Raw genomic sequence first — 26,624 nt, forward strand, 5'->3', positions numbered from 1 at the left:
CGCTACCTGGTCCGATAGTAGAACCTGCATCAAGTCCTGCCCCAAAAAGTGAAACTCTTTACCGGGCAGACGGAACTCCTGTCATTTTACAGGCGGCGCCCACTACGTCTGCTGCTATTGCTTCATCCCCTAGCTCAGTTCCTAAGAAAAGATCGATTCGTAGAAATATGGAAAAAGAAAGGGGGGCGTATTTCATTCAACCTTTTTTGGGTGTTTTATTACCTTCTTCTGATATTAGTTTTTCTGGTTTACCAGACCCCGCAGAAATTGAAATAAGCGTGGGACATTCAATTGGATTAAGTTTTGGTCGAAGATGGGATAATTTAGAAGGAGAGTTACATTTTGGTTATGCAAATTGTAGATTTTCAAATCTAGTTTCTTCAAGGGGACCGACTACATTTAAAAGTGATGGGCAACTTGATTTTTTTCAAATAGGTACTCGTATCGGATACGCTATTCCTTTCGGGGATAAAGGCTGGTTTCGAACTGCTGGTGGCTTTGGGTTAGCAAACCGTAGGGATGCCATTAACATAGATGCAACGAATCAATCTTATATTAATTCCGAAACTGCATTCACTTACGACCTTCTTCTTAGCCTTGGTTATGAAGTAGGTATGGGGCTTGATGCATTTCTTGCTTATCGATTGCTCGGAGTTTCAGAAAACGGTAATTTTGATAGTGTGGCAATGCACCTTTTTCAGGTGGGTTTGGGCGCAAATTTCTAGGCTTTTTCACTTTTCTGATTCATTGCCTTGACCATTGTCCAATCTAGGGGTTGCTTATCTCTTTTCACATGAGCAAAAAAGCCGAAGATACCCCGATGATGAAGCAGTACCGCGAGGCCCGAGAGAGCCTGGAGGAGGATACTCTGCTATTTTTTCGCTTGGGTGACTTTTATGAAATGTTTGAAAAAGACGCCGAGCGGGGCGCTGCCTTACTGGGGATTACCCTGACGAAGCGACATGATATGCCGATGGCTGGTTTTCCCTATCATTCGGCAGATGGCTATCTGACTAAGCTGCTGAAGGGAGGCCATAAGGTTGCCATTTGTGAGCAGTTGGAAACTCCTCAAACTGGTAAATTGGTCAAGCGGGGAATTACCCGAATTCTCACCCCGGGAACAGTGCTGGAAGATCAGCAGTTGGATGCGGGACATAACCACTTTCTTCTTGCGGTTGATTTTGACAAGCAGGGTGCCCGTGCTTCCTGGCTTGATTTATCAACCGGGAAATTCGTTCTTGCTCAAAGCGATCGGCCACATGACTTCCTCTCCATTCTAAGTGCATTGGCACCGCGCGAGATTTTGGTCCCGGAGGGAATGAAAAAAAGAGTACAGAACTTAGACGATGGTGGATTACTGGTGCAGGAACTAGATCGATTATTTACCGGTGTTACCCGAACGGAAAGACCCGATTTTGATTTTGAACATCGTTCGGGTGCGAGAGAGGTAATGGAAAGCCTGGGGGTGATGAACTTGGAAGGATTTGGGATTGGATTAGACCATTTGGCCCTAGGGGTGGCCGGCGCTCTTTTGATCTATGCCCAGGATGTATTGAAGGGGAAACCCGGTAATTTACGAAAAATTGAAGAATACCGGACTGGGGAGTCTCTCCTATTAGACCCTGCAACCCAAAGGAATTTAGAAGTTTTTAAAACAGCGGCACAAACCCGCAAGGGATCGCTCCTGGACGCAATGGATCAAACCGTTACCTCTGCCGGTTCGCGACTTTTGGAGAACTATCTTGCGAGTCCAGAGCGCGACTTGGTTGAGATTTATCGTCGTCAATCCTGCGTGGGAGAATTTGCACAGGCTCCGTCAGCAGTGGAGGAGGTTTCTTCAATCCTCAAGTCGGGAAGTGATTTGGAGCGAATCCTAGGTCGTCTACGTAATCGATTGGTTCGGCCACGGGAACTCGGTGGATTACGCTCGACGATTCGGGGATTACCCGGAGTTTCCCGTTGTTTGCTTGCATTGGGGGAACGCTTTCCGGCCATTTTTGAAATCGCACAACGGGTTCAAACTTTTGAGGAATTATGCGCCGTGTTAGATCGTGCCTTGGAGGAGGAGCTGCCTGCGGATATTAAAGTGGATGTAAAAGGCGAGGGCGGTCGGGTCATTCGGGTTGGATATGACAGCGAGTTTGATCAATTACGAGAACTCGGCAGTGGGGGTAAGCGCTGGATTCTTGAACTGGAAGCTTCCGAGCGAGAGAAAACAGGAATTACTAATTTAAAGGTTAAGTATAACGGTGCATTTGGATATTTTATTGAGGTAACAAAGGCAAACCTTCATCTCGTCCCTGCGCATTATGTGCGTAAGCAAACCATGACCAATGCGGAACGCTACTACACGGAAGAATTGCGACAAAAGGAGAAGGAAATTGTCAATGCCGAGGAGCGGGCTGTGGCAAAGGAACAGGAACTTTTTCTAAGTGTGGTGGAACTGGCGTTACAACAGGCAGATGCACTTACCCAAACCGCTCATGTACTTGCCGAGATTGATTTGTTTTCCTCCTGGGGAGCAATCATGCGGGATCGGGATTATTGTATGCCTGAATTTGTGGAGTGTTCCCAGGAACTTGAAATCGTGCAGGGCAGACATCCAGTGGTAGAGTTGGTCCTTAAGCAGGAAAGCCTGGGATTGGCAGGAACCCATGCCTTTGTACCCAATGATTGTCTGCTCTCTTCCGGGCAGGAACAAATTGCTTTGATTACCGGTCCCAACATGGCGGGTAAATCAACTTATATTCGGCAGGTTGCATTAATTACTCTGATGGCACAAGTGGGCTGTTCAGTTCCTGCCACGAGTTGCCGTCTTGGTTTGGTGGATCGAATCTTTTCACGGGTGGGTGCTGGGGATGAACTTGCCCGAGGAAATTCCACATTTATGGTGGAGATGAATGAGACTGCCAATATTCTTAATAACTGTACCTCTTCGAGTTTAATTATTTTGGATGAGATCGGCCGGGGTACCAGTACCTATGACGGACTGAGTATTGCCTGGGCAGTGGTGGAGCATCTTCACGGACAGGGCAGTGATGGGCCGAAGACACTTTTTGCCACTCACTACCATGAACTGACTCGTTTGGCTCATTCTCTCCCCCGCCTCCGGAATTTCTCAGTCGCGGTCAAGGAATGGAATGATGAAATTATATTTGTACGTCAGGTTACGCCGGGCGCATCGGGTCGATCATTTGGGATTCAAGTTGCCCGGCTTGCCGGTTTACCGGACGGTGTGGTGAATCGGGCAAAACAAATTCTTTCCACTCTTGAACAAGGCGATTCTGCCCCGTTACCCACCTCTGACTCTCCTCCAGCGGATATTCAACTAGTGGAAGATCCAAAGGAACCTCAGTCCCCTTCAGGTGAACCGCTTTCATCCAGTAAAAAAGAAAAAAAAGTAAAGTCCGAACCTTCCCAGTTGGAGTTATTTTAAAAGTCGGTGAGATTACTGAACTCAGAAGTGTTGGGAGAAGGTGGCGTGCCCATAATTCTCATGCATGGACTACTCGGATCATCTAGGAATTGGCGTTCTGTGGCAAAGGAACTTACCAATGGTTCCGCGTTGCATTGCTTAGATCTTAGAAATCATGGAAATTCCTTTCATGACGAGGATGCCTCTATTCGGGCGATGTCAGATGATTTGCTTCATTATATTAAACACCATCATTTTTCTGAAGTAATTCTTTGCGGACATAGCTTGGGAGGAAAGGTGGCCATGCATTTTGCATGTGGTCATTCCTCGCTTGTTACGAAATTAATCATCGCAGATATTGCCCCCCGATCTTACCCGCCCGAGCACCATATTCCGACGCTCGATTCTTTACTTGGCCTTGATTTATCCTCTCTCTCTTCAAGAAAAGAAGCAGACGAGCTTTTATCTTCATCCATTTCGCATTGGGGTTTTCGTCAGTTCTTACTGACCAACCTTGTTCAGGAAGGGGAGGGGTTTCGATGGAAAGCAAATATTCAGGTATTACGAAACTCGATTACGGAACTCTCTTCAAATCCTCTCCTTGCACAGGATCGATATGATCGACCCACATTATTTATTCGCGGTGGGAAGTCTGGCTATTTACGCACCGAGCATATCCCCGAAGCCAAGCAGTATTTTCCCCATTCCCAGTTTGAAGTTCTTCCCCTTGCGGGGCATGATGTTCATGTGGAGGACAGACCGGGTTTTCTTGCCGCGTTTCAAAATTTTTTGTTTAGCGCTTAAATCGGATATCTAAGGGATCGAGGTGGGAGGCTCCATGGGAGGGTAGGAACGAATGAAAGTGCGGTTTTGTGTTCCATTCCTTTTCATATATTTGAGCGATTGAATCCGCCCGTTTTTGGGAAAAGCGAGTGGTCGTCCATGCTAATACTGCTCCCCCAAAACCACCACCCGTTAGCCTTGCACCATGCACCTCTTCTTCCTTGTCCAGTAAATCGACGAGGAAATCAAGTTCGGGAAGGCTGTTTTCAAAAAGATTGGCTGAACTGTGGTGCGATGCAGTTAACAATTTTCCGAGTTGATCGATACTATTTCCATTTTGTAAACCCTGGGTAAATTGGTTCACTCGTTCCTGTTCGGCAACCACATGGCGGGCCCGCTTTTTTAAATTTTCGGCCATTTCAGTCTGTTCGAGCAATGTAGTGCTACAATGTGCCAAGCAACTCAGGCTCGAATCTTGTTTTTGAAGTATTGAAAGTGCATCCATACATTCCTGATTCCTCGTGCCATAAAGCGAATCAACCAAGTCATGTTTAATTCCGCTGTCAAAGATCCAAAAACTGGTATCCTTTGGAAGGGACAGGGTGGAGAAGTTTTCATTGGAACAATCAATTCGTACCAACTGATCTAACTCTCCGAATGCAGAGGTTCCCTGATCTAACATACCACAAGGTAATCCCACCCATTCATTTTCTGCCCGCCTTCCAATTGTGACCAGTTCCTTTTTTGTGACCTGCTTACTGGCCAATTGAAGAAGGCACTGTGCGGTAGCGAGTTCCACTGCGGCACTTGAACTCAATCCTGCCGACATGGGCAGGTCAGTGCTAAGGATCAAAGAAAACCCATGCGTGGGTGCGAATTCCATATCCTGAAGAACCTGTACTACACCGAGGCAATAATTCGCCCAACTTTGTTTCCCGGATTGTTTTTCAAGTTGATTGATCGAGCCGGATATTTGGCTTCCCTTAAAACTCTCGCTAAACAAATGAAAGGAGGAATCTTTTGTAGGTTGAGCAATTGCATAAATTCCTGCATTGATTGCCGTTCCTAAAACCAACCCACCGTTATAATCTAAATGATTTCCCAAAAATTCAATTCGGCCCGGTGCGAATGCTGCAACTGCGTCATTCATTGATTCCGTCATTAATCTTTTTGCTTCCTCGATTGTAAGGTTTTTCATTTTTTTGTTTAGCTAATTACCCAAAAAAAACTCACGGTTTCCCGTGAGTTTTAAAAGGGGTATATTGGTAAAGCAATTAGATAGCTGCTTTGAGCTTTGCGCCTGGCTTGAACTTAACAGACTTGGATGCCTTGATCTTGATCTTTTCACCAGTTTGTGGATTGATGCCTGCACGAGCAGCACGCTTCACAATTGAAAAAGTACCAAAACCGATTATTTGAACACCTTTTTCTTTGTCTTTTTTCACACCAGCTGTGATGCAGTCAATCACTGTATTTAATGCAGTATCAGCAGCTGCTTTAGTTGTGTCCTTGCCTAACTTTTTTTGTATGGCTTCGATTAATTGTCCTTTATTCATTTATTTTCCTTTTGTTGGAAGTATTGTTAGATGAGTTATACAACCTAATTGCTCTGTGTTTTCGAGCACGTGGTCAAACTTTTTTTACAAAAAACCTTACTTTTTCAACGATTTAGCCTTTTTTTGTGTCAAAATTGGCTTCATCACTCGGTTTTAGCATTCCTTGGGCACCATAAACTGCAACCTCCAGTAATTCTTTTAACGCCTCCGTTTTGGAAATATCCTCTTCGTGGGATCGTTGTTCAGCTCGCTTGATCAGTTGACGGGCCATTTGCCTGGCCATGGTTTGCTCCGCACCTAAATTCACAAATATTTGGGCGATCTGTTGGGTTTCGTCTTCTTGATTCATAGCGGTTGAATTCTTCCTTCGCTGATTCCCTCCAATGTTAAGCCTTCACCTTCCAATGAATCGATTCCATTCTCATGAATCAGTGCCATGCCGATGGGTTTTTCTCCGTCCTGTACAATGAGACTCTTTAAAATTCCACATTTTTTCCCATCGGCAAATAACGAGGTTGGAAGACTTGGTAATTTCTGACCATTCCATAAAACGGGGACGGTCAATCTCCTTACCCTTCCCATTGCATGGATTCTCGCCATTACTTCCTGTCCCAGGTAGCAACCCTTATTAAAATCGATCGCATCCACTTCTAATCTTCCTTCCTGGGGAAGTTCATCGGGACCGATTTCATTTGGAATCGAGGCTAGGCCAAAACGAATCCTTTGTTTTTCAAGACATTCCCATGTGGCTTCTCTCGGCATCCATCCATCGGGCATTGTATCTGAAATGGGTCGCAAAAGAGAGTATGCACACGGGCTAATCGCAAAATCTTCAAAAAGGTATCCGTTATCGAATTGTACAAAATTTCCTTTTTCCGGTCTGTTTACTTCTTTAAATAGCGCAGATAACTCTTCTTTACTACCCCAAACGGTAATGAGTTCCCAGTCATTAGACTCGTTCGAAAATTCAACTTCATCCGCCACGATATTTTCTTCAAGTAGAGAATTTATTTCTGTTCCCTCGCAGCCCCGACTAACAAGAAGAAATTCTTCCTCTCCCAGCCGGAAGAAGAAAGAATCTGCCAGGACACGACCGCGGGTAGATAACCGTAAGCCGTATCGAATTTCACCCTTGGATAGCCTTTTGAAATTGATGGTCCATTGGCTTTGTAAATAGTCTTCCGCATCCTCTTCCCTTACCCGAATTACTCCTTTGGGGTATGTTTTGTAAAAAAAAGTGTTCATAAAGTGGTTAATTCTAAAAGTTTAGCTTGTTCATGCAAGCTCCTCATTTATGGTTCTTCTCTGTGGATAAAGTAACAAATCTAAGAATTACCAACTCTGAAGCTCTGCCAGCTCCGATTGAATTGTGCGAATCAATTCCTCGTACGCCCGAACAAAATTCATTTGTTCGCCAATCAAGGGAGGATCTTCATCGATTAATTAAAGGAGAGGATCGACGGTTACTCGCCGTGGTGGGTCCCTGCTCAATTCATGACCTCGCGTCCTGTCGAGAATATGCAGACCACTTTGCCAAGCTCGCAGGCGAACTGAAGGATCGCTTACTTTTAGTCATGAGGGTCTATTTCGAAAAACCCCGTACCACTGTGGGTTGGAAGGGGCTCATCATGGATCCGAAGTTAAATGGGACTTGTGATATTCCGGAAGGACTGCGCATCGCCAGACAATTCCTGGGTGAAGTTTTAGATATGGGAATTCCCACTGCTACTGAGTTGCTCGATCCAATCACTCCCCAATACATTGCAGACTCGCTTTGCTGGTCTGCGATTGGTGCCCGAACTTCTGAGTCTCAGACTCATCGTCAAATGGCATCCGGCTTATCAATGCCGGTTGGCTTTAAGAATGCCACTGCTGGAGATCTGAAAGCGGCGGTGAATGGAATTATTGCGGCCACGAAGAGCCAGACCTTTTTGGGGATTACGGAAGATGGACGAGCCTCCGCGGTAACTACCGGGGGAAACCCGGACTGCCAACTCATCCTCCGTGGGGGAACGAATGGCCCCAATTACCAAGCCGAACATGTACAGGCTGCAGAGGACGCTCTGCGTTCTGCAAATGCACCGGTTTCAATCATGGTGGACTGTAGTCATGCAAACAGTGAAAAAGATCCATCTCGACAACCCATTGTACTTGATCATGTTCTTGCCCAGGTCAAAAACGGAGCAGACTCGATTCACGCGGTGATGATCGAAAGTCATCTCAATGGAGGTGCCCAGGCCTTTCCACGCCCATTGGACGAACTTGAGTACGGAGTTTCCATTACCGACGGATGTATTGACTGGTCGAGTACTGAGGCTTGCCTTCGACGAGCTGCCGATGTAATTGATAAGGCACGATTTTCGTAAAACCTTCTTTTTATCAATCCCCTCAATAATTTAAAATTATGAATGACAAAGCACCTATCCGTGTCGCGGTAACCGGAGCTGCCGGTCAAATCGGTTACTCTCTTCTTTTTCGTATCGCCTCCGGAGCCGTTTTTGGTCCCGATCAACCAGTTGCACTCAACCTGATTGAGATTGAACCTGGAATGAAAGCCCTGGAAGGCGTGTGTATGGAATTGGATGACTGTGCCTTTCCATTACTTCAGGATATCCGTCCCACCTGTGACCTGAACGAAGGTTTTGGCGGTGCTAATTGGTCCCTTCTTGTGGGAAGTGTACCCCGTAAAGCGGGAATGGAACGCGGCGACCTCCTTGGCATTAATGGAAAGATTTTCACCGGACAGGGACAGGCGATCCAGGCCAATGCCGCATCTGATGCCCGTGTCTTAGTAGTAGGGAACCCATGCAACACCAATTGCCTGATTGCAATGAACAATGCACCAGACGTGCCCAAGGACCGCTGGTTTGCAATGACCCGCCTAGACGAAAATCGTGCCGCTGCACAACTGGCGGCAAAAGCGGGCGTGCAAGTATCAGAAGTTTCCAATGTCACAATCTGGGGAAATCATTCGGCCACGCAGTATCCTGATTATTACAATGCTCAAATTAGTGGAAAATCGGCTCATGAAGTTATTGCAGATGATACCTGGGCCCATGTTGACTTTATTCCCACAGTACAACAGCGCGGTGCTGCGATCATCCAGGCCAGGGGTGCATCCTCAGCTGCTTCGGCCGCTAATGCAGCCATAGACACAGTTCGTTCACTCATCACACCTACACCAGAAGGGAATTGGAACAGTGTATGTGTGGCGTCCGATGGAAGTTACGACACTAAGGAAGGCTTGATTACTTCATTTCCGATTCGTTCCGACGGGGAGAAGTGGGAAATTGTTCAGGATTTACCGATCAATGAATTCGCCCGTGGCAAAATTGATGCCTCGGTGAATGAATTGGATGAAGAGCGTACCTTGGTCAGCGATTTGCTACCGGGCTAAGTTCTGCGTAATCCTGAATGAAGTGGTTTTCGAATCACTTTTCAAGTCGATGTTCGTACATTCGAACATCATGGTATTTTCCAAATTTGTACCCTCCTTCATGGAGCAAGCCGGCCACCTGGAAGCCTAATTTTTCATGCAGTCTTTCGGAGCCGGGATTGGGTAGAACGACCAGTCCATATGCCCGATGGACATCGTCCACCTGTTTCAATTCTTGCAGAAGGGCCGCGTAGACCTTTTCCCCGATTCCCTTTCCCACTTGATCTGGGCGAAGGTAAATGCTGGTCATTACTGAAGGCGCATAAGCGGGGCGCAGGTGGAAGCGCAGACTTGCGGCGTAGCCCACCACTTCATTCTCACGCTCTGCCACCATCAATTGATATCGTCCATCCTCAGTAAACTGGGTAAACCAGGTTTTTCTATTTTCGAGTGACATTTCAACCATTTCAAAAGTAACCACCGACTCCATAATGTAGTAGTTTATAATGTCCCGCAAGGCGGGCATATCGGACTCTCGTCCTCTGCGTATAATGGCCATGAAAGGATAAAATAAAAATGGTACCCGGAGAGGGGGTCGAACCCTCACTTCCTTGCGGAAACTGGATTTTGAATCCAGCGCGTCTACCAATTCCGCCATCCGGGCAACTTAGTTATTAAAATGATCGCAACTTAAGTTTTTTGCAAGAACCGAGTTTTACGAATGTGTTCATCCGTCTTCCGACTGGCTTGATCTTGTAACAGGCTTGAAAGGCACCCTGTTTTTTATGACATTGCTAATGCTAATATATTGAGAAGTTAACCTGAAATATTAAAACCCCCAATGTTTCCGAAATTCCTCCATTTTTATAATGGCATGCAAACTCTTATTTCGGTTATACTTAATTTGTGTCTAAAATAAAGTTAATAGAGACCTTAAAGGATTTAAAAGAAAACAGGCGGTTGAGCTCAGAGTCAGAAGAAATTCTAGCTCCTTTTATTGGTCAATCTTTCACGCTGAGTTTTCGATTTTTGAGTTCTTCCCGATCTTTTACTAATCGTCACGATCCTCGGTATTCAAATGGGCAAACCCTAATCGGAGAATTTATAAATTCTAATTTGGAGTGTTCCATTATTTTTTCGCCCGATAAGAATTTATGGGTGGATGGGTTGGATGAAAAGGAAGAGTTCGACTGCGATGTTGTTGTACTCGAGTTGGATAATTTATATCAGCGGGTCCTTTTTGGTCAGTTGTTCAACGAAAAACCAGCTGATTTAACCGATATTGAGGCTGGATCTTTGCCTGAACATTCTTCGATTGGAAATGAAAACCAGCTGATTGATGAATCTAACCTGGATGCGGTTACCGAGGCAGAGACTCTCGTAGAAAATAAGAAAACTGATGGCACTATTGAATCGGTTGATAAGAACGAGACAGTTAGTGATGAAAATTTACCCCCCCCCATATCAGATCTAAAAACCCACGAGGTTGATATTGCTGAAGTTGAAAAAGAGGCTCAAAAAGTTGAATCAGTTGGGGAAGGAAATATTGATTCCCCCATTCCTAAAACTCCCGAAAATAAAGAAGATAGGAAGGAGGTCCAATCTGAGGAGCAGATACAGGTAGATCCTTTGCCAGTTCTTTTAAATCAACCGGTTGATGGAGAAGTACAACCGCCCCCTCTCCCCGGACTTCCGTCAGCAAAAATACAGCGGGAATATGACTATTTTGAAGTGGAACGAATTCGAAATAAACGCTACGAGCATGGTGCTGATTCTCTTACTCCCGAGGAAGAGGAAATTCTTACTCATGACCGTGTCCAAAATGCCAGCTCGCGAAAGAAAAATCTTGTCGAAAGTCAAAATGTCCTGAACAAGGGGGCTCGCCTATTTTTTGGGATCGTTTTTATTTTTGTCAGTCTGAGTTCGTTTTCATCTGACTCGGTTTTTGTGGGCCTTATCCTGTTGGGAGTTTCAGGATATTTATTGAAACCTTTTGTTTCAGATTTAGATTAACTTTAATATCGATGTATTGAACAGTCGTATTTTCGAGGGTCTAGAAAACCTCATGCAAATGAATTAGTAGGAGTACTAGACTCGATACCACTTTTTACGACGTTTGCGGTCCGTTAATTTATTGGCTTCTTTGTCGCCGACGAACACTTCCTTCTTGGGATCCCAAGTTAGCTCACGGCGCAGTTCGTAGCCAATATTGCAGAGTTGGCAAAGAGTCGCGGTTCGGTGACCGGCTTCCACATGTGCCACCGGTAATTCACCGGAGTGAATACAGTCGAGCCAATCATCGTGATGGTTCTTCGGTTGGCGAAGACTAACCGTTGTCTTGAAGTCCTTGATCAAATGTTCGGGATCTGATTTCCAGGGTCCACGGTCCACCCAGATGGTGCCTTCCGTTCCGTAAAAAATGGTCCCACTTTTCCAGTCGGGGGTATTGCCATGAATCACCTCGACCCCATTGGCGTAAATCATTTTAAGGTCCCTAGTACCTTCCTTCGGTGGAATGATTTTTACAGGACCTGTATTATCGGCATCCATGGCCCATTGTCCAATATCGAAGTGATGAGCCCCCATGTCCGCCAGTCCACCATTGCAGTATTCGCGGTATCTTCTCCATGCAGGGAAGTGGTTATGGACATCATCGGGGCAAAGAATTTTGTTATATCCACGAGTGGGGGCGGGTCCTTGCCATGCATCCCAGTCGATTCCATCAGGGATGGGCTCAGTGGGAAGGTTACAGGGGACAGGCGGATTACCCACACAGACACGAATTTTCTTCAGTTCCCCAATCGCTCCACTCCGGATCATTTCTACAGTGCGGCGAAATTTTCCTCCGTACTGTGTCCGTTGTTGGCTGCCAGTTTGGAAAACAATTTTATTTTCTTTAACCGCTTGTGCCATGGCACGACCTTCTTTAATCGTTAGGGAAATCGGTTTTTCACAGTACACATGCTTTTTCGCCCGGGCCGCACGTATGGTTGCTTCACCATGCCAGTGATCCGGTGTTGCAATAAGGACGGCATCGAGAGATTTGTCTTCGAGTAGCTCCAGATAATCATTGGTAATTGTTAATCCCTTCCAGTTTTTACTGGGGGTATTTTTGGAATACTGTTTTTCGATCAGATCCTTGGTGTGCTTAGTGCGAATATCAGCAATCTCAGCAAATCCAGTAATTTGAGCCCGTGGATTACGAACTAGGAAATTAGCATGGCCACGACCCATTTTCCCGGGGCCTATAATGGCTATGTTGATACGGTTATTAGGAGATGATTCTCCTTTAGCCGACCAAATGTGTGAGGGTAAAATAAAGGGAGCGGAAGCGAGCGATGCCTTTTTAAGGAAAGATCTTCGAGTAGTCATAAGCGGGTTCAGTTGTGATTTAATAAATTATTGGATTCGTAATGAAGTAAATGGTGAAAACAGAACCAAGAATTTTAATGATTTCCGCCTAGGTCAACCTTAAGGAATAAATTCCTTCGCAATTTTATTTACAGGTCTTCGAAAAGAATTTCATCTGCGTCTTTCCACAATTGCTCGATCGCATAATTATCTCTTTGTTCCTGGGAAAAGATATGCACCACAAAATCAATGGCATCAATAACCAGCCACCCACTTGGTTGAAATCGATCTTTGGAAAATAATTCAACCTTGTTCTCCTTGAGAGTTTTCTCCACATTATCGCGGAGTGCTTTGATGTGCGGATTCGAATTACCGGTCGCGATAATAAAGCAGTCAGTCAATGTAGACTTCGCTCCAAAGTAGAGAAGTTTTAAATCTTCCCCTTTTTTATCGAGCAGTGCATCACAGGAAATTTTTAGATTTGAAAGCAATTCAGCTTTTTCTTTGGGGATAACAGTGGTCATTTGTAAATTGATTTATGAATGGTTGGGGTTTTGATTAATAAATGGACAGGCGGCGGGCGGAATTAAGTGATCTACTGACCTGCCTGCTTTAAGACGTTTTCTAATTTCAGTGGAGGAGCAGTCAATCAATTCGTTCTTTACGAGTTGGTAGGACAGTTGAGGAATAGCGGGTGGGGTTACTTCTTGCCCATTTCTCGAAAATACAAGGAATTGACAATGCTCGGCCAATTCTTGGTGGAATTTCCACTCTTGTAAGCGATTAAACTGATCGGCTCCCAATAATAGTAATATAGTAGAGTCTGGATATTGGAGCTGCACCTCTTTTACTGTTTCGTAGGTGTAGCATGTTTTCTGTTTCTCAATTTCTAATTTACAAATTTCGAACCCGGGGTTCTCTTGGGCGATTTTTTCCAAGATTTTCAAGCGCGTTTTGGTTGAGAAATATGGTTTTTCGGTACGAAGAGGGGCATGGAAAGCGGGACAAAGGAGGAGAGTGTCAAGCTGAGCCAATTCGATGGCCTGTTGCGCAAGAGAAATATGACCGATATGAATGGGATCAAAAGATCCGCCAAAAAAACCGATTCGCGGAGGGGATGATATCGTGGATACTGACATCTTTTCATTATAAGGATCGACCCTCTGACTTATCGAAAAGCGTAAACATTTGTCCTTTTCTAAAGTAGGTAACTTGTCCGGAAGAGGAGACTACAAGTGCCAATGAATCAGTTACATGAGTAATTGCCGCAGCAGCTGCGTGTCGGGTACCCAATCCACCTGGTAACACGATATCATTTGCTTTTGCCTGAATTAAGCATCCCGCTGATTCGACTACACCATTTCCCCGAACAATAAAGGCACCATCAATAAGCGCTAATTCCTTTATGGTTTCATCCATAAAAGGATTAAGGATACTACGATCCTCTTCATCATAGCCATAAAATGGGTTTAGGATTAAGGGCTTAGAGCGTTTATTTACTTCCTTGTGGTCGCCTAGTATAAACATTGCACCAATCGCCTTTCCTTCGCGTCCGGTGGAGGCAAGATCGGTGGCAATGGCAGTAATTCTTTCCAGGGCCTCCGCGGAAACATCGGGCGGAAGCATTTCTTCACCATGTCCAATAACCGATTCAAATTCTTCATCCACATCGACTACTAAAACGGTGTCTAGTTGTCCGCTGTTTGGAATTCCTCCAATACAACAAACCCGATCTTGAAAACCGAAAATATCCCGTGTGAGTCCAAGCAGTATGGCCGCTCTGAGTTGAGATAATCGGGCCCGTGAAAGGGCTCGAACCGCCAATATTGCATCGGCGCGATGGTGAGCACGGTCGTCCTCGGATACATCCTGTCCGGCAAGGACCACATTAAATCCAGAAAAGGTCATCCGTGGAGCCAGACTGGGTGGGAAAACATCGGCAAAAATAAGAATGGTTGAACATTCTGCCGCTTTCGCAATCTTGGCTGCTTCATCGGTAAGCAGTTTGTTGAACTTGGTTCTCCTTCTTGCCGGACGGTCATCAGTCCCGGCAAAAGCCTTTCGGACTGCACTTCGGAATTCGGTCTTGCCACGGGCCATCCAAAGCTGGTCCATGACGGTACTATCTTGAAAGGATCGAGCGAGAGCGGCTAAAAATGAAAGATAGTTTTTTGCTTTTTCATTTGCGAGGAGAAGAAATACAAAGCGAACATCTTCGTAGCTGTCTTTCCCTTCAAAACTAAGACCGGTCGGGCATCTTCCGATTGCCAGTGCATAAGGTCTTTTCATGGGGACCCGGGCGTGGGGTAATGCGACACCTTCGCCCAAGTAACTCGTTAATGACTTTTCCCGGTCGACTAATTCTTTCAGTACTTTTTTTCGTTTGGCCGGAGTGGGTAACAGGGTGGTGAAAGTATCGAGTAATTCAGAATATGCTGAAGTTAAATCGTTGCTGGTTAAATCGACAATTCGATTTACCGAAATATAACGGTCAATATGCATCTTTCAGCGAAGGAAAGAAGACGAGTACAGGACTCGTTTTGGGGAGGGCAAAGGCTTGATTACTTCTCCCACTCAAGAGCACCGCTTTTTAATTCATATACTAAACCCGCAACGAGCACAAAAGTGAAGAACAGCATGGGGCCTAATATTGGAATTCCTGCGGCAACTAGATCACGATGAGTAAGAACCCATGGAATGAGAAAAACCACATCAATATCAAATAAGATGAACAACATCGCAGTGATGTAAAATTTAACCGAGTATTTTGTTTCGCCTTTTGACTCTGATGCCAATCCACATTCATAAGGAGAATCTTTAATTTTACCAGCGATGGCACGTTGGCCAAATAGATGGCTGGCAAAAAGAATACCAAAACCCATTCCAATCGCTAAAAGAATTTGGATGAGTACTGGTAGATAGTCTAAAAGAGTCATGCTTATTGCATGGAATGGAATTGGTCTAAAGGCAAGAATATTTCTTACGAAATTACGGGTTTGATATATATTTCAACAGGCTTGCAAAATTAGATTAGGATGAATTAGTATAATAACATGATATCTTCTTCTCATAAACATTCTCTGCGGCGTACCAAACAACGAGGTTTTACTCTTGTTGAAATTCTCATTGTTTTGGCTTTAATCGGCATTGTTGCCGGTCTGGCAATGTCAAACTTGGGAGAAATCTTTGGTGGTGGAAAAGTAAAGGCAGCCCAGACTTGGGTTAACAGTACTGGTGAGGCCTATGTGACTAGCTATTTTGCACTAGTCGGGGAGTATCCGAAGAGTCTCGCCGATTTAAAGACACCTCCGGCGGGCACGCCTCCATTTGTAAAACGATCTTCAGATTTACAGGACCCTTGGGGGAAAGATTACATTTATCAATACCCCGGGACTCACAATCCGGGAAGTTTTGATATTTCTACTACTGCACCAGACGGTACTGTTTTAGGGAACTGGGATACCGGGAAGTAATTTGAAACCGGTACCCAAGGCGTACCGAAAGCGAGCCTTTAGCCTAATAGAGGTACTGCTTGTTCTTGCTTTGGTGGCAGTTTTAGTGGGCATTGTAGCGGGGAATGCCGGAGCTTTTATTCAGGGGAGTAACTTTGAACCCCCTGAGCGAGTATTAAAAAAGGCAGTGCTCGACGCGGTGTATAATGCGAGTGAGAGTAAGCGAGCGGCTTACTTGAGTTATTTTGAAGAGAATGCAACTTTCATCGTAACCGACTCATCGGGGCAAGTTTTAGCTGAGCATCGAGTCTATAAGAAGTTAGATGATAAAATAAGAAAAGAGGAATCGCTTATGCCGCAGGTCATATTTCATGCCGTTGGCCCATTAGCGGGAGAAGAGGGAGGAACTTCTCAATACGATGAACGCGACCTAGTACTCAATCGGGTCTTTTTTCATTCGGGTTCATGTGTACCATTTACTGCCGAGATTGATTTTAGGGATGAAACGAAAAAGTTAGAGTTTGATCCTTTTTCGGGGTATGTGTTGAAAAGCAAGGAATGAAATATTCTTTCCATCCCAATACTCATGGAAATGGGTTTATGCTGATTGAAGTATTAATTGCTTTAGCACTTTTTGGTTTGTCTGCGGTTTTTTTAGTGGACGGTGCATTTATTGCATCCCGAACAATTCGGGTGATGAAAGACACTCGAGAAATGGAGCAGGATCTTCTCTGGGTGCGTGGGGAAATTTTTAAGGAGTCAGACTATGAGAAGATAAAAGACGGCGGTGATATACAGGCGTTATCCATGGGAGAGATTAGATGGGAGACGGAGGTAGAGATGACTAATGTTTTAGACGTCTATCAGGTTACATTATCTCTTGAATATGAAGGGAATGAAGACCTGGGGGTTGAGTCAGGAGAAAGGATTTCTCAAATGTATGTTTTTCGCCCGTCATGGAGCAAAAATGGGGATTTCTCAACAGAGCGAGAACGATTATTAGAAGATAAAAGGGATAAAATTAGAGAGATCCAGGAAGAAAGGAGAAGGCAATGAGCAGAAAGCGAGGCTTTTCCATGATCGAAGTCTTGTTGGCCTTGACAATTGGAGGCTTGGTTTTAATGGCGGCCACCTCTCTGTTAATTACCATTTCGAGAGCCTGGGCGGAGAGACCCGCAACTCGCGATGCGTTTGATGCCCATGTAAACGGAGTGGCCCATTTTCTTACCGCTGTATTAGAGGAAGCTACTTTAGCCACCTTAAATCGCTCTGGAGATGATGTCATTGATTTGCAACGACCCGTTGGATTTTCTGAATCCGATGACCCATTGATTCATTTTTACTTAAGGGAAGCACCCCCACTTTTAGTCTGGCCGACTGGTTCTGCGAGCCGTGTACATTGTTATTTTCAGTTTACAGAGGGAGAGGGGTTAAGTTTTTTATGGTTTTCTGAACTTCAAGAACTAGAAAAAAATAAGGAGGGAAGAATGGAGCTTGAAGATGAAGATGATCTTTTTAAAACCGTAATAAGTCCCTTTTGTGCAGAAATTTTTTATTGCTACTATGGGGATGAAGATGCGGATGCGGACGATATTAAGGAGTGGGAAATTGTGGAAGATTTGGAAGAAAATGTACAATCGGCAAAATTTAGGATTCCTGCATTCATGAAGCTTGTGTTTAAGTGGGAACAGGAAGACCTGGAAAGAACTATTACGCTCCCGATTAAAAGAATTTCTCCCAATGGAATTGAGGAGGAGCCTTTATAATGATTACGGGGCGAAAAGGCTCGATTCTGGTTTTTATTCTTGCATTAATTGTACTACTTTCGGTGTTGTGCATGCGACTAATGCAGGAAACTGTCCAGGAACTCCGTCATGTGAGCCAATTTCACCGACGAGATGATTTAAGAATGCACGCCTATTCTGCGCTGGATGTATCTGTCGGGGTACTCAACGAATTTATGCTGGTGGAGAGAACATTATATTCTCCCTCTCAAGGGTGGGGGAATCCCCTTAGTTATTCGGAGATTTCTCCTCTCGATCCTACGGTTAAATGGTCGATCTCATTGGTGGATGAATCGGGAAAGGTTCCAATATCAACAATCGCGGAAAAAGATTTAGTCTCTCTCTTTTCGGTTATGCGTGCGGAGGGTGATTCCTTGGTGAATGAAGATGATGGGCAGCCTTTCTACGATAGTTTGATGGACTGGCAGGATGCGGATGAGGAGGAAAGAGATGAGGGGGCAGAGGATGATTACTATGAAGATCTTGAATTCCCTTACTTTACTCCCGGTAAAAAGATTCAAAATTTCGAGGAATTTCGTATGGTAAAAGGCTTTGCGTATGATCCAGATGATCCTGATGAATCCGGTCTCTTTTATACAGCCGAAGGAAGTGAAACGATTCACCTGAAAAATTTTCGCGAAAGTTTTTCATTTTTCCACAACGGTCCGGTCAATATAAACACCGCCTCTCCTTATTTGGTTAAATTTTTGTGTGGAGATGATGATAGCCTATACGATGAGGTAATTGCGGGGCCAAGTAGTTCTTCAGGAGATCCTTATTTCAAGAGTATGAACGATCCAAAACTTGCCCAGTTGAGGAGCAATCGTTCAATTAGCACGAGCACCACAGCAAGTGTTTTTCGCGTATTGGTAACAGTTACAAAAGGGAAGGCAAATTTTCAGTTGCATGCTATTCTTGCAAGCGGGAATGCTGCTCAGCCCAAATCGCAGGGTAGGGGAGCAAAGGTTGCCCCCAAGCCAAGAAGTCCGCAAAATACTAAAATGCAATATCCATTTCGAATTCTTTCTATTCGAGAAAACGAGAATTTGATCGACTGAATATGGATTTAGCATTATAAAAAAAGAACCATTTCTATGGCGGAAACCCCTGAAAAATCATCCGAATTTCCTGTTGGAGAACTTCGAGAATTCACCCTTCGAATCCCTGGTGAACACTTTTTTTGTGATACAATTTCTTTCCCCACTTCGCTCAAGGCCGAAAAATATCAGGATTTTGCAGAATTTGTCTTGAGCGAGGGAGGGCTGTCTCCTTATCCTGTCGATCAACTAGCGTGGGGTTATCAGGCAGATGAGGAGCAGAGGAAAATATTTATATTCGGAACCCCTCTTGCAAAACTGCGCCAAATAGGTTGGCAGAATCTCGAATTATTTCGACGCGTTTTTCCTTCTTTTATCTCTCTGCTCGGAAATGAATACCCTGAACCAACAATTGTATTTTTGCTTTTTGAGGAAACTTTAACTGCGGCATCTTTTCAGGAAGAATGTAGTGTGCCTGACTTGCTGTATTCTGTTGCTTTGGATCCGGAAGAAGGGGACGAGTCGATCGAGGATGCGCGAGGAAAGCTTTTATCTCTTTTCGATTTGGAGAGATACGAGATCAGTAAAGATATATTGGTTGCAGGTGAGGTCGAAAGAACAAAGGATGGTTTTTTTAAATTTGAGCATAATTGGTTGGTGGGGAAAGATTCAGATCTTTCCTTGGATCAGGATGTATTACTTTCGGCCGATGAACTTTGGACGAGCGACCTTCGGCAGCGTGAATTTATCGATGTCGAGCAAAAGAGAAGAAATCAGGCTAGAGCGAGATGGAAGGGGATTCTTGTTTGGAGTGTGGGCATGGCGGCAATGCTACTCGTTTTTGCTGGAATTAAGATTATGGGCGTCAAGTTGGAGGAAAGAAAATTACTCAGTCAAAAGTACGCGGAGGAAGTTCCATTGGTCATCGAATCACAAAAGCTTCTCGAAAAACTTCGTCAAAATAAACTGGGTGGAATTGATCCGTTTGGTGCTTTAATAAGAGTTGCCGTTCACAGAGGCGGTATTGCGGGGGATCCTAATTTGTGGTTTTCTTTGGCTCACTTCGAGAGTAGGAACGAGGTTAGGTTGGAAGGTGAGGGCAAAACGATTGAAGCCATTAACACCTTCATAAAAAGTCTGGAGAAAAACAACATTGCCAATATCCGAGTGAGTCGCTCCGGGGAGGAAATGAGGGAAATTAAGAGTGGCGGAGGCAAGACAACTTTTGAAATAGAAATTAAAATAGTAGAGGAAGGAAAGGTTAAGTCCGCTTACTTATCCACAGATTCTTCGGGGGGGAATTTATTAAATAAGGGATGAATGTCTTGAAAAAACTATTTTTTAAATTAAACGACCGTGAACAAATTCTTTTGTTGTTTTCTCTATGGATCGTTGTCCTGGTCTGTTTTTTTAAGTTTTTCGAGTCGGGTCTGTCACTTTATCAGGAATGGGGCTTAACCGAACAAATGATTGCGGGGCACCAGACAGTTATCAATTTGAAGCCAGTAATTGATCAAGCTTTGGAAGCACAAAAATTGGAACAGGCAAACAAGAGTTACGATAAAAATAATCTGAGTAACCGAGTATCCACGCTCGCTGATAAAGTTTTTCCACAACGAGATTATCGCGAATTGGATACTGATGAAAGAGAACGGTATTCCCAGCACAAGGTGAGGATTAAATTTGCTCGATCGAGTTATGAAAATGTGAACGAATTTGCAGATTTGATCAGGCAGGAGAGCCCTTATATGTTTCTCAGTGAAGTTAAGATTGAACCAAACTATCCACCTAAATCACGACCATATGATCCGACCACATACGACGCAACTTTTGTGGTAAGCTCGGTGGAGTTTGTGAGCCAATAAAATAATGCCCATTTATCATGTCTAAAAACAAGAGTTTAAAATTTTTGATATCACGATCGTTCGCTTTGCTGTTGATTGGTTTCTTATTTGAAGTCCACGGCCAGGTGCCGGTGAACGATCTTCCTGCTGCCCCAGCGCCATCTACTGGCCTTGTTGGGGCACCGGAGGGATTTGATGACCTTGGCTTAGGCGTCTTGGCGGACCCCGTTGAACTGCGCCTGGTGGATGGACTCGAAGAGCCTTTGGAAAGACTTCGTTTACGAGATCAGGATACAAATATGATTTTGGATATGATTCAAGTGCTCACAGATAAGTACATTTTACGTCCTCAAAATCTTCCCCAAGTGAAAGTTAATTTTGATAGTTTTAGTATTTTGACAAAAAGAGAAACATTACTCGTTTTGGATAGTTTGTTGGCGATGAATGGTATTGGAATCAGTAGGATAAATGATCGAGTATACAAGGCTGTTCCCGCAGCGGGCATGAATGTTCATGTGCCTATTTGGCTGGAAGGCCCTGCCTCTTCAATCAAGCCGAGTCAAAGAATATACATGAAGATGTTTCATCTCGAATATGCTCCAGCGGTGGAGGTGCGTGAGCAATTAATTCCATTCTCTACCCCAAATGTGGGAGCGTTACTTCTTTTTGAAAAGGCAAACAGTATATTGGCGACTGATTCTTTACTGAACCTCCAGCGCATGGAAAAGTTGTTGGTTTCTATTGATCGTCCCATTAGTAGAGAAGAGTTGGGGACTGAATTTTTTATTCATGATACACTCCACGCAGGAGCTCGTGAATTGGAGACCAAATTAAAAACTATGATAGAGGGTAGTTTTAAATCATTTATTGGCGGAACGACGCAGGTGGATTCGGACGAAAGGACAGGAAAGCTTATTGTTGTGACCCGGACGGAAAATCTGGAAACGATTAAATTCATATTAGCAACTTTGGACGCTCCGGTTAAGATGAAAACCACAAGCAAGCTTTTTAAACTGCAGCATGCTGAGGCAAAAGATATTCAATCTATTCTTGATGAAGTAATCAAAAAGCAACAAAGCATAAAGCAGAAGGTTCAGGGGGGGAAAAACATAAGGCCTACTGCCAACAATTCAAAGTCCGGTGCAAAGCCTCCAACCCCAGGTGGGCAAAATTCTGCAGCCCCGGGCGCAAATCAAACAAATTCTTCCTCTGGTGAAGCCGAGGGTTCTCATGAATTTAGTGATTTTATTACCATTTCTGCAGATGAAAGAAGTAATGCAATTCTGGTTTATGGAACCAAGGCGGACATAACTGAAATTGGGATGATGATTGAATCGCTTGACCAACCACTCCCCCTTGCCCGCATTGATACTATTTTTGTAATGGTCGATCTAACTGAGCAAAACCAGCGAGGAATTGATGCTCTCTTTAGCAATCTTGAGTGGTCTAAATATTCCAGAGGAGCAAGAGGGGAAGGTTTATTCGGAGAAACTGCCACAGCCAATGAGTCGCTTACTTTACCGTCCGGCGAAACCGCAACAAGGCAAGTTCCAATTGAATCAAATAATTTTCAGGGAATAATGGGAATACCAGGTCTAAATTCTGCGATTCCTTTCGAAATGTCGGACTGGGAATTAACTGGTGTTCGGTGGGATCAAATTTTTGCTCTTTCTTCCGAACGTAATGATGTAAGGATCTTTTCTACGCCCTCGCTTATGGTTTCTCATAATGCACCAGAGGTCCATATTTTGATCGAGGATGAACGAAATATTGTGATACCAACCTATTATGGGAATACTTCAACGGATGGTACGAGCAGTACCGGAAATGCGGAGAAAATTACCGCGAAGACATCACTTGAAATTAAGAAGCCAAAAATAGGACTTCCATTAATTGATGAAAATGGAACTATTATATCGAAGGGCTCTATTTTTATGGAGGTAGAGGTGAAGGCAGAAAAGTTTGATGAAACTCAGAGTAATACTTATCAAGGTCAGTCTTTACCGGCTAAAAAAATACGAGAAGCGAAGTCTTTTGTGACGATTAGAGACGAAGAAATCATTGTTTTGGGTGGACTGCAAGAGGTACAGGTTGATTCAACAGAATCTAAATATAACCTGTTAAGTGATATTCCATATTTTGGTGATAAGTTTTTCCGACCACAAACGATTAAATATACACCCACCGAATTGCTCATTTTTCTAAAGCCCACAATAATGAAGCCCGGACGAGATAACACACTTAAAAACATCAGATCCATTGACGAGAGAATTGATAGTGAATACGCACCCAAATTCCGCTCCCCATCGGGTCGAATTTTGGGTATGCCCAATATTGATGGAATCCAACAAAATAATACATCTTCTCCAGATGTGCAGTCCAGCAAGCCTTCATTTTAAATGATGTTCATTCAATTTAAAACTTTCCTTTGCTTAGGGATTTGTTTTTTCTGTTCCAATTCGCATGGACAGAAAATCAATCCATTTGAGCGACCCGGTTCCAGGCAGCCCAAACCTCCTCCTATTATTCGGCCTGCCCCCCCTCCACCAGCTCCTAAATCAATTAATCCAAATATTGAACTACGGGGAATTTTTAAATTTCGGGACGAATGGCACTTCAGCCTTTTTAATCGAGGCACTAACAAGGGGGCGTGGCTTAAGATTGGGGAAAGCTTTGATGAGGGGAAGGTCGAGATTGAAGGGTTTAATCCTGAGACAGATGAATTGAAATTAAGAGGCGGAATGTCTCTAACATTAAAGAATTCAAATAAGAGCGTCCTTCCAGTACCGAGTGGACAACCGGTCAAGAAACCTTCTAAGTCCCAACGGGTAGTAACTGCACCTCGGCTTCCTTCGCCTGGTGCGAGGCCTCGTACGATTACTATACCAGCACGTGTGAATTCACCGCCCAAAAAGTAGTTAGATGGTCAATCAGAATGGAAAAGATGAAGGTATCCGCGAGGGGGGAGCTGGAACTGCTGAAGAGGAAGAACAGCAGGACATGGCTTTTGATTTTAACCATACTTTTGAGGACATGGATTGGTGGCCAGAATTGGCTGATCTCGATCGTTTAAATATTCTAAGTTCTCCCAAGGAGGATCGTGCCCGCTTACTTGCATCGAAGTATTCGAGACCAGTGGCTGAAATAATGATCGAGATTGGTAAGAAAACTGATCTTGATTATCATGAGGATTTTGAAATGCCGGAAAATCCGACGAAACTCCTCCCCATGAGGTTGATCCATAATTATTGTTGCTTACCCACGGAGATAAACAACAAGGATAAACTTTGCCTTGTAACTCCTTGGCCACCGACTGAGGTTATGAGCAGATGGGTATTTGCTGTTTCTGGAAGAAAGCCATTGTGGAGTCTTGGTTCCCCCGAAAAAATTTCTCGGGCGATTACAGAAAATTTTGGAATCGGGGCAGACAGCCTCGATGAAAGTGATTTAGAGGATGAGAGCGATGAAGATTCCCAAGATGATTTGGAGGATCAAAATGCCGCAATTATTCGCTTTGTAAATGAGGTTATCCAACGAGCTATTGTTGATCGAGCAACTGATATTCATTTTGAACCACATAAGGATACTCTTCAAATACGCTACAGGATAGACGGACAATTGGTGCCAGTTCGCGTTCCGGATAACTTGAGAAGTTTTCAGGACGCTATTATTTCCCGAATCAAGATTATGAGCGGGATTAATATTTCCGAAAAAAGAAGACCTCAGGGTGGTCGTATAACTTTTTCACAAGGCCAGAGTGATTTGGATATTCGGGTATCCACTTTACCTACTTTATATGGAGAAAGTATCAGTCTACGACTGTTAAATGAAAAGTCGCAGCCACTATCAATGCGAGAGTTAGGACTTTTGGATGACGATGAGCGAAATATTGTGGGAGTATTGGAAAAACCACATGGGATTGTCTTAGTTACTGGACCAACAGGTTCTGGTAAATCAACTTCTTTAACTGCTTTTATTCGACGTATTCATAAACCAGAACGCCGAATTATGACGGTGGAAGACCCAGTTGAATATGAAGTGGCAGGAATTAATCAGACACAAGTAAACTCTGAAATTGGTTTTACATTCGCGAGTGCATTACGAGAGATTTTGAGGCAAGATCCGGATGTTATTATGGTCGGAGAGATTCGGGATCGCGAGACTGCTGATATTGCAATCCGTGCTTCTTTGACTGGTCATTTGGTCCTGAGTACGCTTCATACGAACGATGCACCCGGTGCAATTACTCGATTAATTGATATGGAGATAGAACCTTTCCTTATTGCTTCTTCTGTTGAGATGGTAATTGCTCAAAGATTAGTTCGGAGGCTTTGTCAAGAATGTGCCAAGCCAACAACTAAGTCGGAAAGAGAAGTGATTGCATCCCTTGCCTTGCTTGAGGCGGAAGAGTCTGAAATCAAAAATAAAGACAAAATCATGCAGGCTGTGGGTTGTCCACATTGCCAAAATTTGGGTTATCGTGGGCGTGTGGGGATATTTGAATTGATGAGAATGAGCGATCCAATTCACAGTTTGGTAATTAAAAGTGCCTCTGCGCCTGACATTAGAGAGGTCGCATTGGCAGAAGGAATGAGTACATTACAGGGAAGCGGTTGGAATCAAATTAAGCGCGGATTAACCAGTATTGAGGAGGTAATTCGGTACGCAGATGGTTTTGTGGAAGAAACTCCCACGGAATCATTTTCGTCTGCTGATGCTTAGTGTTTAAACTACTCCAATCTCGGGAACTTATCTCTTAATGGCCAAATTCAAATATGTTGCAATCGATTCAAAGGGGAAGACCCTGCCTGGTGAGATTGCAGCGAATGATGCAAAGCAAGCACGCCAAAAAATTAGGCAGAAAGGATTAACCCCTCTTCAAATTAAGTCAGTTTCTGGGGGAGGGTTAGAAAAAGATAAAAAGAAGACGAAAAAAATATCTAGTTCTAAAAAGAAGGCTTTCAATGAAACGAAAAAAGGAGTTCGTGGAAAAGGGGAGAAGATTGGTTTAGAATTTCTCAAAAGATTATTAGAATTACATAGCAGCGGAATGCCGGTTGCTGATGCAGTTAAACTGCTCAATCAGCGACTATCAGACCCTGGGCAAAAGGAGATTGCAGGTGTTTTATGGAAGGAATTAGCGGAAGGGAAAACATTGTCTCGAGCAATGAGAAACTTACCTGAATATTTTAGCGAATCCTCCAGTTTCGTAATTGAGGCAGGAGAGGCGACTGGAAATGTTTCTCCCATATTAAAAAAAATTATTTCTCACTTGGAGGAGAAAAGAGAAATAAAATCGAAGGTTCTTGGCAGCATGGCGTACCCAGTATTTGTGGGTTTGGTTGCATTTGGGGTCGTTTTATTCTTTCTCTTTTTCTTACTGCCTCAAATCGAAGAAATGCTTGCATCCCTTGGCGGTGAGTTAAACCTTATGGCACGAGTTTTGATCAATGGTTCAAACTGGGTACTCGCAGTGGGGCCATTCGTTCTGATTGGTTTATTAATTGCCTCGGGAACTATAATTCAATGGAGTAAGACAGAAAAAGGGGGGATGACTTTTGACCAAACCATGCTCAAACTCCCACTCTTTGGGAATATTATATATCTGTCTGAAATGTTCCAGTTGGCAAGTTTGCTTTCCACTTTGATTTGGAGTGGGATTGGCTTAACTGAAAACTTGCGTTTGTGTGAGAAAACAATTCGCAATCGATATATAAGAGCCCGTTTTCGCTCGGCTCGGGCCTTGGTAAATGAAGGGAAATCTCTTCCCGAAGCTCTGCGTAAATTTAAACTTATGCCATTAATGCAGCTCGATATTCTTGAAGTGGGTGAGCGAACTGGAAATCTGGGTAACAGCATGGAAGATAGTAGCCATTCATTTCGTGAACAATTAACGAAGAAAATAAAGACAATGACGACATTAGTTTCCGGAGGTGCTCTCGGCTTCGCTTTTTCTTTAGTCGCCTTAGTTGCAATATCAATTGTAAGTAGTATTTTTCAGGTCAGTAAAAGTATTAGTTATTAAA

At 44.0% G+C, this 26,624-nt stretch carries 27 protein-coding genes and 1 tRNA gene; 17 read left to right on the forward strand and 11 right to left on the reverse strand.

Annotation, left to right across the window (positions count from 1 at the left end; translation table 11 throughout):
* From ACKPQ5_RS07850 to ACKPQ5_RS07860, 3 genes are all read left to right on the forward strand, one after another.
* The coding region (locus tag ACKPQ5_RS07850) for an outer membrane beta-barrel protein (RefSeq protein ID WP_407678551.1) at window positions 1-725 on the forward strand (725 nt) is incomplete at its 5' end.
* A 68-nt stretch (window positions 726-793) separates the two neighbouring features.
* Window positions 794-3,436 carry a DNA mismatch repair protein MutS gene (mutS, locus tag ACKPQ5_RS07855; RefSeq protein WP_407678552.1) on the forward strand — a complete coding sequence of 881 codons (2,643 nt, stop codon included), beginning with the start codon at window positions 794-796 and terminating at the stop codon, window positions 3,434-3,436.
* Window positions 3,437-3,442: 6 nt separating this feature from the next.
* Window positions 3,443-4,219 (forward strand): alpha/beta fold hydrolase, encoded by a 777-nt coding sequence (locus ACKPQ5_RS07860; RefSeq protein WP_407678553.1) that lies wholly within the window; start codon window positions 3,443-3,445, stop codon window positions 4,217-4,219.
* Here ACKPQ5_RS07860 and galK read toward each other — a convergent pair.
* The 4 genes from galK to ygfZ form a co-directional block, all read right to left on the reverse strand.
* Entirely contained in the window at window positions 4,209-5,396 is a 1,188-nt protein-coding gene (gene galK / locus ACKPQ5_RS07865) for a galactokinase (RefSeq protein WP_407678554.1), read from the reverse strand. The two genes, ACKPQ5_RS07860 and galK, sit on opposite strands and share 11 nt — an antisense overlap.
* Before the next feature lie 76 nt (window positions 5,397-5,472).
* Window positions 5,473-5,754, reverse strand: a complete 282-nt coding sequence (locus ACKPQ5_RS07870; RefSeq protein ID WP_407678555.1) for an HU family DNA-binding protein — start codon at window positions 5,752-5,754, stop codon at window positions 5,473-5,475.
* Between the two features lie 112 nt (window positions 5,755-5,866).
* Window positions 5,867-6,103 carry a hypothetical protein gene (locus ACKPQ5_RS07875; protein ID WP_407678556.1) on the reverse strand — a complete coding sequence of 79 codons (237 nt, stop codon included), beginning with the start codon at window positions 6,101-6,103 and terminating at the stop codon, window positions 5,867-5,869.
* A complete protein-coding gene (gene ygfZ / locus ACKPQ5_RS07880) occupies window positions 6,100-6,999 on the reverse strand; it encodes a CAF17-like 4Fe-4S cluster assembly/insertion protein YgfZ (RefSeq protein WP_407678557.1) in 900 nt (299 codons plus the stop codon). The genes ACKPQ5_RS07875 and ygfZ overlap by 4 nt, the downstream gene beginning before the upstream one ends.
* 62 nt (window positions 7,000-7,061) lie before the next feature.
* Between ygfZ and ACKPQ5_RS07885 the strand changes: the two genes are divergently transcribed.
* Window positions 7,062-8,120 carry a 3-deoxy-7-phosphoheptulonate synthase gene (locus ACKPQ5_RS07885; protein WP_407678558.1) on the forward strand — a complete coding sequence of 353 codons (1,059 nt, stop codon included), beginning with the start codon at window positions 7,062-7,064 and terminating at the stop codon, window positions 8,118-8,120.
* A gap of 38 nt (window positions 8,121-8,158) precedes the next feature.
* Window positions 8,159-9,151 (forward strand): malate dehydrogenase, encoded by a 993-nt coding sequence (locus ACKPQ5_RS07890; RefSeq protein ID WP_407678559.1) that lies wholly within the window; start codon window positions 8,159-8,161, stop codon window positions 9,149-9,151.
* Window positions 9,152-9,185: 34 nt separating this feature from the next.
* Here the strand turns inward: ACKPQ5_RS07890 and ACKPQ5_RS07895 are convergent, their stop codons facing one another.
* Window positions 9,186-9,737: a GNAT family N-acetyltransferase gene (locus tag ACKPQ5_RS07895; protein WP_407678560.1), complete on the reverse strand. Its 552-nt coding sequence runs from the start codon at window positions 9,735-9,737 to the stop codon at window positions 9,186-9,188.
* A tRNA-Leu gene (locus tag ACKPQ5_RS07900) sits at window positions 9,708-9,794 on the reverse strand. The genes ACKPQ5_RS07895 and ACKPQ5_RS07900 overlap by 30 nt, the downstream gene beginning before the upstream one ends.
* Before the next feature lie 242 nt (window positions 9,795-10,036).
* Here ACKPQ5_RS07900 and ACKPQ5_RS07905 point away from each other — a divergent pair.
* On the forward strand, window positions 10,037-11,143 hold the full coding sequence (locus ACKPQ5_RS07905; protein ID WP_407678561.1) for a hypothetical protein: 1,107 nt from the start codon (window positions 10,037-10,039) through the stop codon (window positions 11,141-11,143).
* A gap of 75 nt (window positions 11,144-11,218) precedes the next feature.
* Here the strand turns inward: ACKPQ5_RS07905 and ACKPQ5_RS07910 are convergent, their stop codons facing one another.
* From ACKPQ5_RS07910 to ACKPQ5_RS07930, 5 genes are all read right to left on the reverse strand, one after another.
* Window positions 11,219-12,502, reverse strand: coding sequence for a Gfo/Idh/MocA family protein (locus ACKPQ5_RS07910; RefSeq protein ID WP_407678562.1), 1,284 nt, complete (start codon window positions 12,500-12,502; stop codon window positions 11,219-11,221).
* Between the two features lie 128 nt (window positions 12,503-12,630).
* Window positions 12,631-13,005 (reverse strand): ribosome silencing factor, encoded by a 375-nt coding sequence (gene rsfS / locus ACKPQ5_RS07915; RefSeq protein WP_407678563.1) that lies wholly within the window; start codon window positions 13,003-13,005, stop codon window positions 12,631-12,633.
* A 12-nt stretch (window positions 13,006-13,017) separates the two neighbouring features.
* Window positions 13,018-13,620 carry a nicotinate (nicotinamide) nucleotide adenylyltransferase gene (nadD, locus tag ACKPQ5_RS07920; RefSeq protein ID WP_407678564.1) on the reverse strand — a complete coding sequence of 201 codons (603 nt, stop codon included), beginning with the start codon at window positions 13,618-13,620 and terminating at the stop codon, window positions 13,018-13,020.
* A gap of 7 nt (window positions 13,621-13,627) precedes the next feature.
* The gene (locus tag ACKPQ5_RS07925) at window positions 13,628-14,983 is read right to left on the reverse strand and encodes a diadenylate cyclase (RefSeq protein WP_407678565.1); all 1,356 of its coding nucleotides are present in this window, start codon (window positions 14,981-14,983) and stop codon (window positions 13,628-13,630) included.
* Window positions 14,984-15,042: 59 nt separating this feature from the next.
* Entirely contained in the window at window positions 15,043-15,417 is a 375-nt protein-coding gene (locus ACKPQ5_RS07930; protein ID WP_407678566.1) for an NADH-quinone oxidoreductase subunit A, read from the reverse strand.
* Window positions 15,418-15,534: 117 nt separating this feature from the next.
* Here ACKPQ5_RS07930 and ACKPQ5_RS07935 point away from each other — a divergent pair, with 117 nt between their 5' ends.
* The 11 genes from ACKPQ5_RS07935 (at window position 15,535) to ACKPQ5_RS07985 (ending at window position 26,623) form a co-directional block, all read left to right on the forward strand.
* Entirely contained in the window at window positions 15,535-15,954 is a 420-nt protein-coding gene (locus tag ACKPQ5_RS07935) for a type II secretion system protein GspG (RefSeq protein ID WP_407678567.1), read from the forward strand.
* A gap of 1 nt (window position 15,955) precedes the next feature.
* Window positions 15,956-16,495, forward strand: coding sequence for a prepilin-type N-terminal cleavage/methylation domain-containing protein (locus ACKPQ5_RS07940; protein ID WP_407678568.1), 540 nt, complete (start codon window positions 15,956-15,958; stop codon window positions 16,493-16,495).
* Entirely contained in the window at window positions 16,492-16,989 is a 498-nt protein-coding gene (locus tag ACKPQ5_RS07945) for a type II secretion system protein (protein ID WP_407678569.1), read from the forward strand. The genes ACKPQ5_RS07940 and ACKPQ5_RS07945 overlap by 4 nt, the downstream gene beginning before the upstream one ends.
* Complete coding sequence (locus ACKPQ5_RS07950) at window positions 16,986-17,699, forward strand: PilW family protein (protein WP_407678570.1); 714 nt, start codon at window positions 16,986-16,988, stop codon at window positions 17,697-17,699. The genes ACKPQ5_RS07945 and ACKPQ5_RS07950 overlap by 4 nt, the downstream gene beginning before the upstream one ends.
* Entirely contained in the window at window positions 17,699-18,775 is a 1,077-nt protein-coding gene (locus ACKPQ5_RS07955; RefSeq protein ID WP_407678571.1) for a type II secretion system minor pseudopilin, read from the forward strand. The genes ACKPQ5_RS07950 and ACKPQ5_RS07955 overlap by 1 nt, the downstream gene beginning before the upstream one ends.
* 36 nt (window positions 18,776-18,811) lie before the next feature.
* Window positions 18,812-20,074, forward strand: a complete 1,263-nt coding sequence (locus tag ACKPQ5_RS07960; RefSeq protein ID WP_407678572.1) for a hypothetical protein — start codon at window positions 18,812-18,814, stop codon at window positions 20,072-20,074.
* A gap of 5 nt (window positions 20,075-20,079) precedes the next feature.
* Window positions 20,080-20,619 (forward strand): hypothetical protein, encoded by a 540-nt coding sequence (locus tag ACKPQ5_RS07965; protein ID WP_407678573.1) that lies wholly within the window; start codon window positions 20,080-20,082, stop codon window positions 20,617-20,619.
* Between the two features lie 110 nt (window positions 20,620-20,729).
* On the forward strand, window positions 20,730-22,997 hold the full coding sequence (locus tag ACKPQ5_RS07970; RefSeq protein WP_407678574.1) for a secretin N-terminal domain-containing protein: 2,268 nt from the start codon (window positions 20,730-20,732) through the stop codon (window positions 22,995-22,997).
* Window positions 22,998-23,516 carry a hypothetical protein gene (locus ACKPQ5_RS07975; RefSeq protein ID WP_407678575.1) on the forward strand — a complete coding sequence of 173 codons (519 nt, stop codon included), beginning with the start codon at window positions 22,998-23,000 and terminating at the stop codon, window positions 23,514-23,516.
* 4 nt (window positions 23,517-23,520) lie between these two features.
* The gene (locus ACKPQ5_RS07980; protein ID WP_407678576.1) at window positions 23,521-25,320 is read left to right on the forward strand and encodes a GspE/PulE family protein; all 1,800 of its coding nucleotides are present in this window, start codon (window positions 23,521-23,523) and stop codon (window positions 25,318-25,320) included.
* Window positions 25,321-25,357: 37 nt separating this feature from the next.
* On the forward strand, window positions 25,358-26,623 hold the full coding sequence (locus ACKPQ5_RS07985; protein ID WP_407678577.1) for a type II secretion system F family protein: 1,266 nt from the start codon (window positions 25,358-25,360) through the stop codon (window positions 26,621-26,623).
* Window position 26,624 lies beyond the last annotated feature (1 nt).

Source organism: Candidatus Seribacter sulfatis, assembly GCF_964187635.1.
In the GTDB taxonomy this organism is placed as follows: Bacteria; Verrucomicrobiota; Verrucomicrobiia; order Opitutales; family Seribacteraceae; genus Seribacter; species Seribacter sulfatis.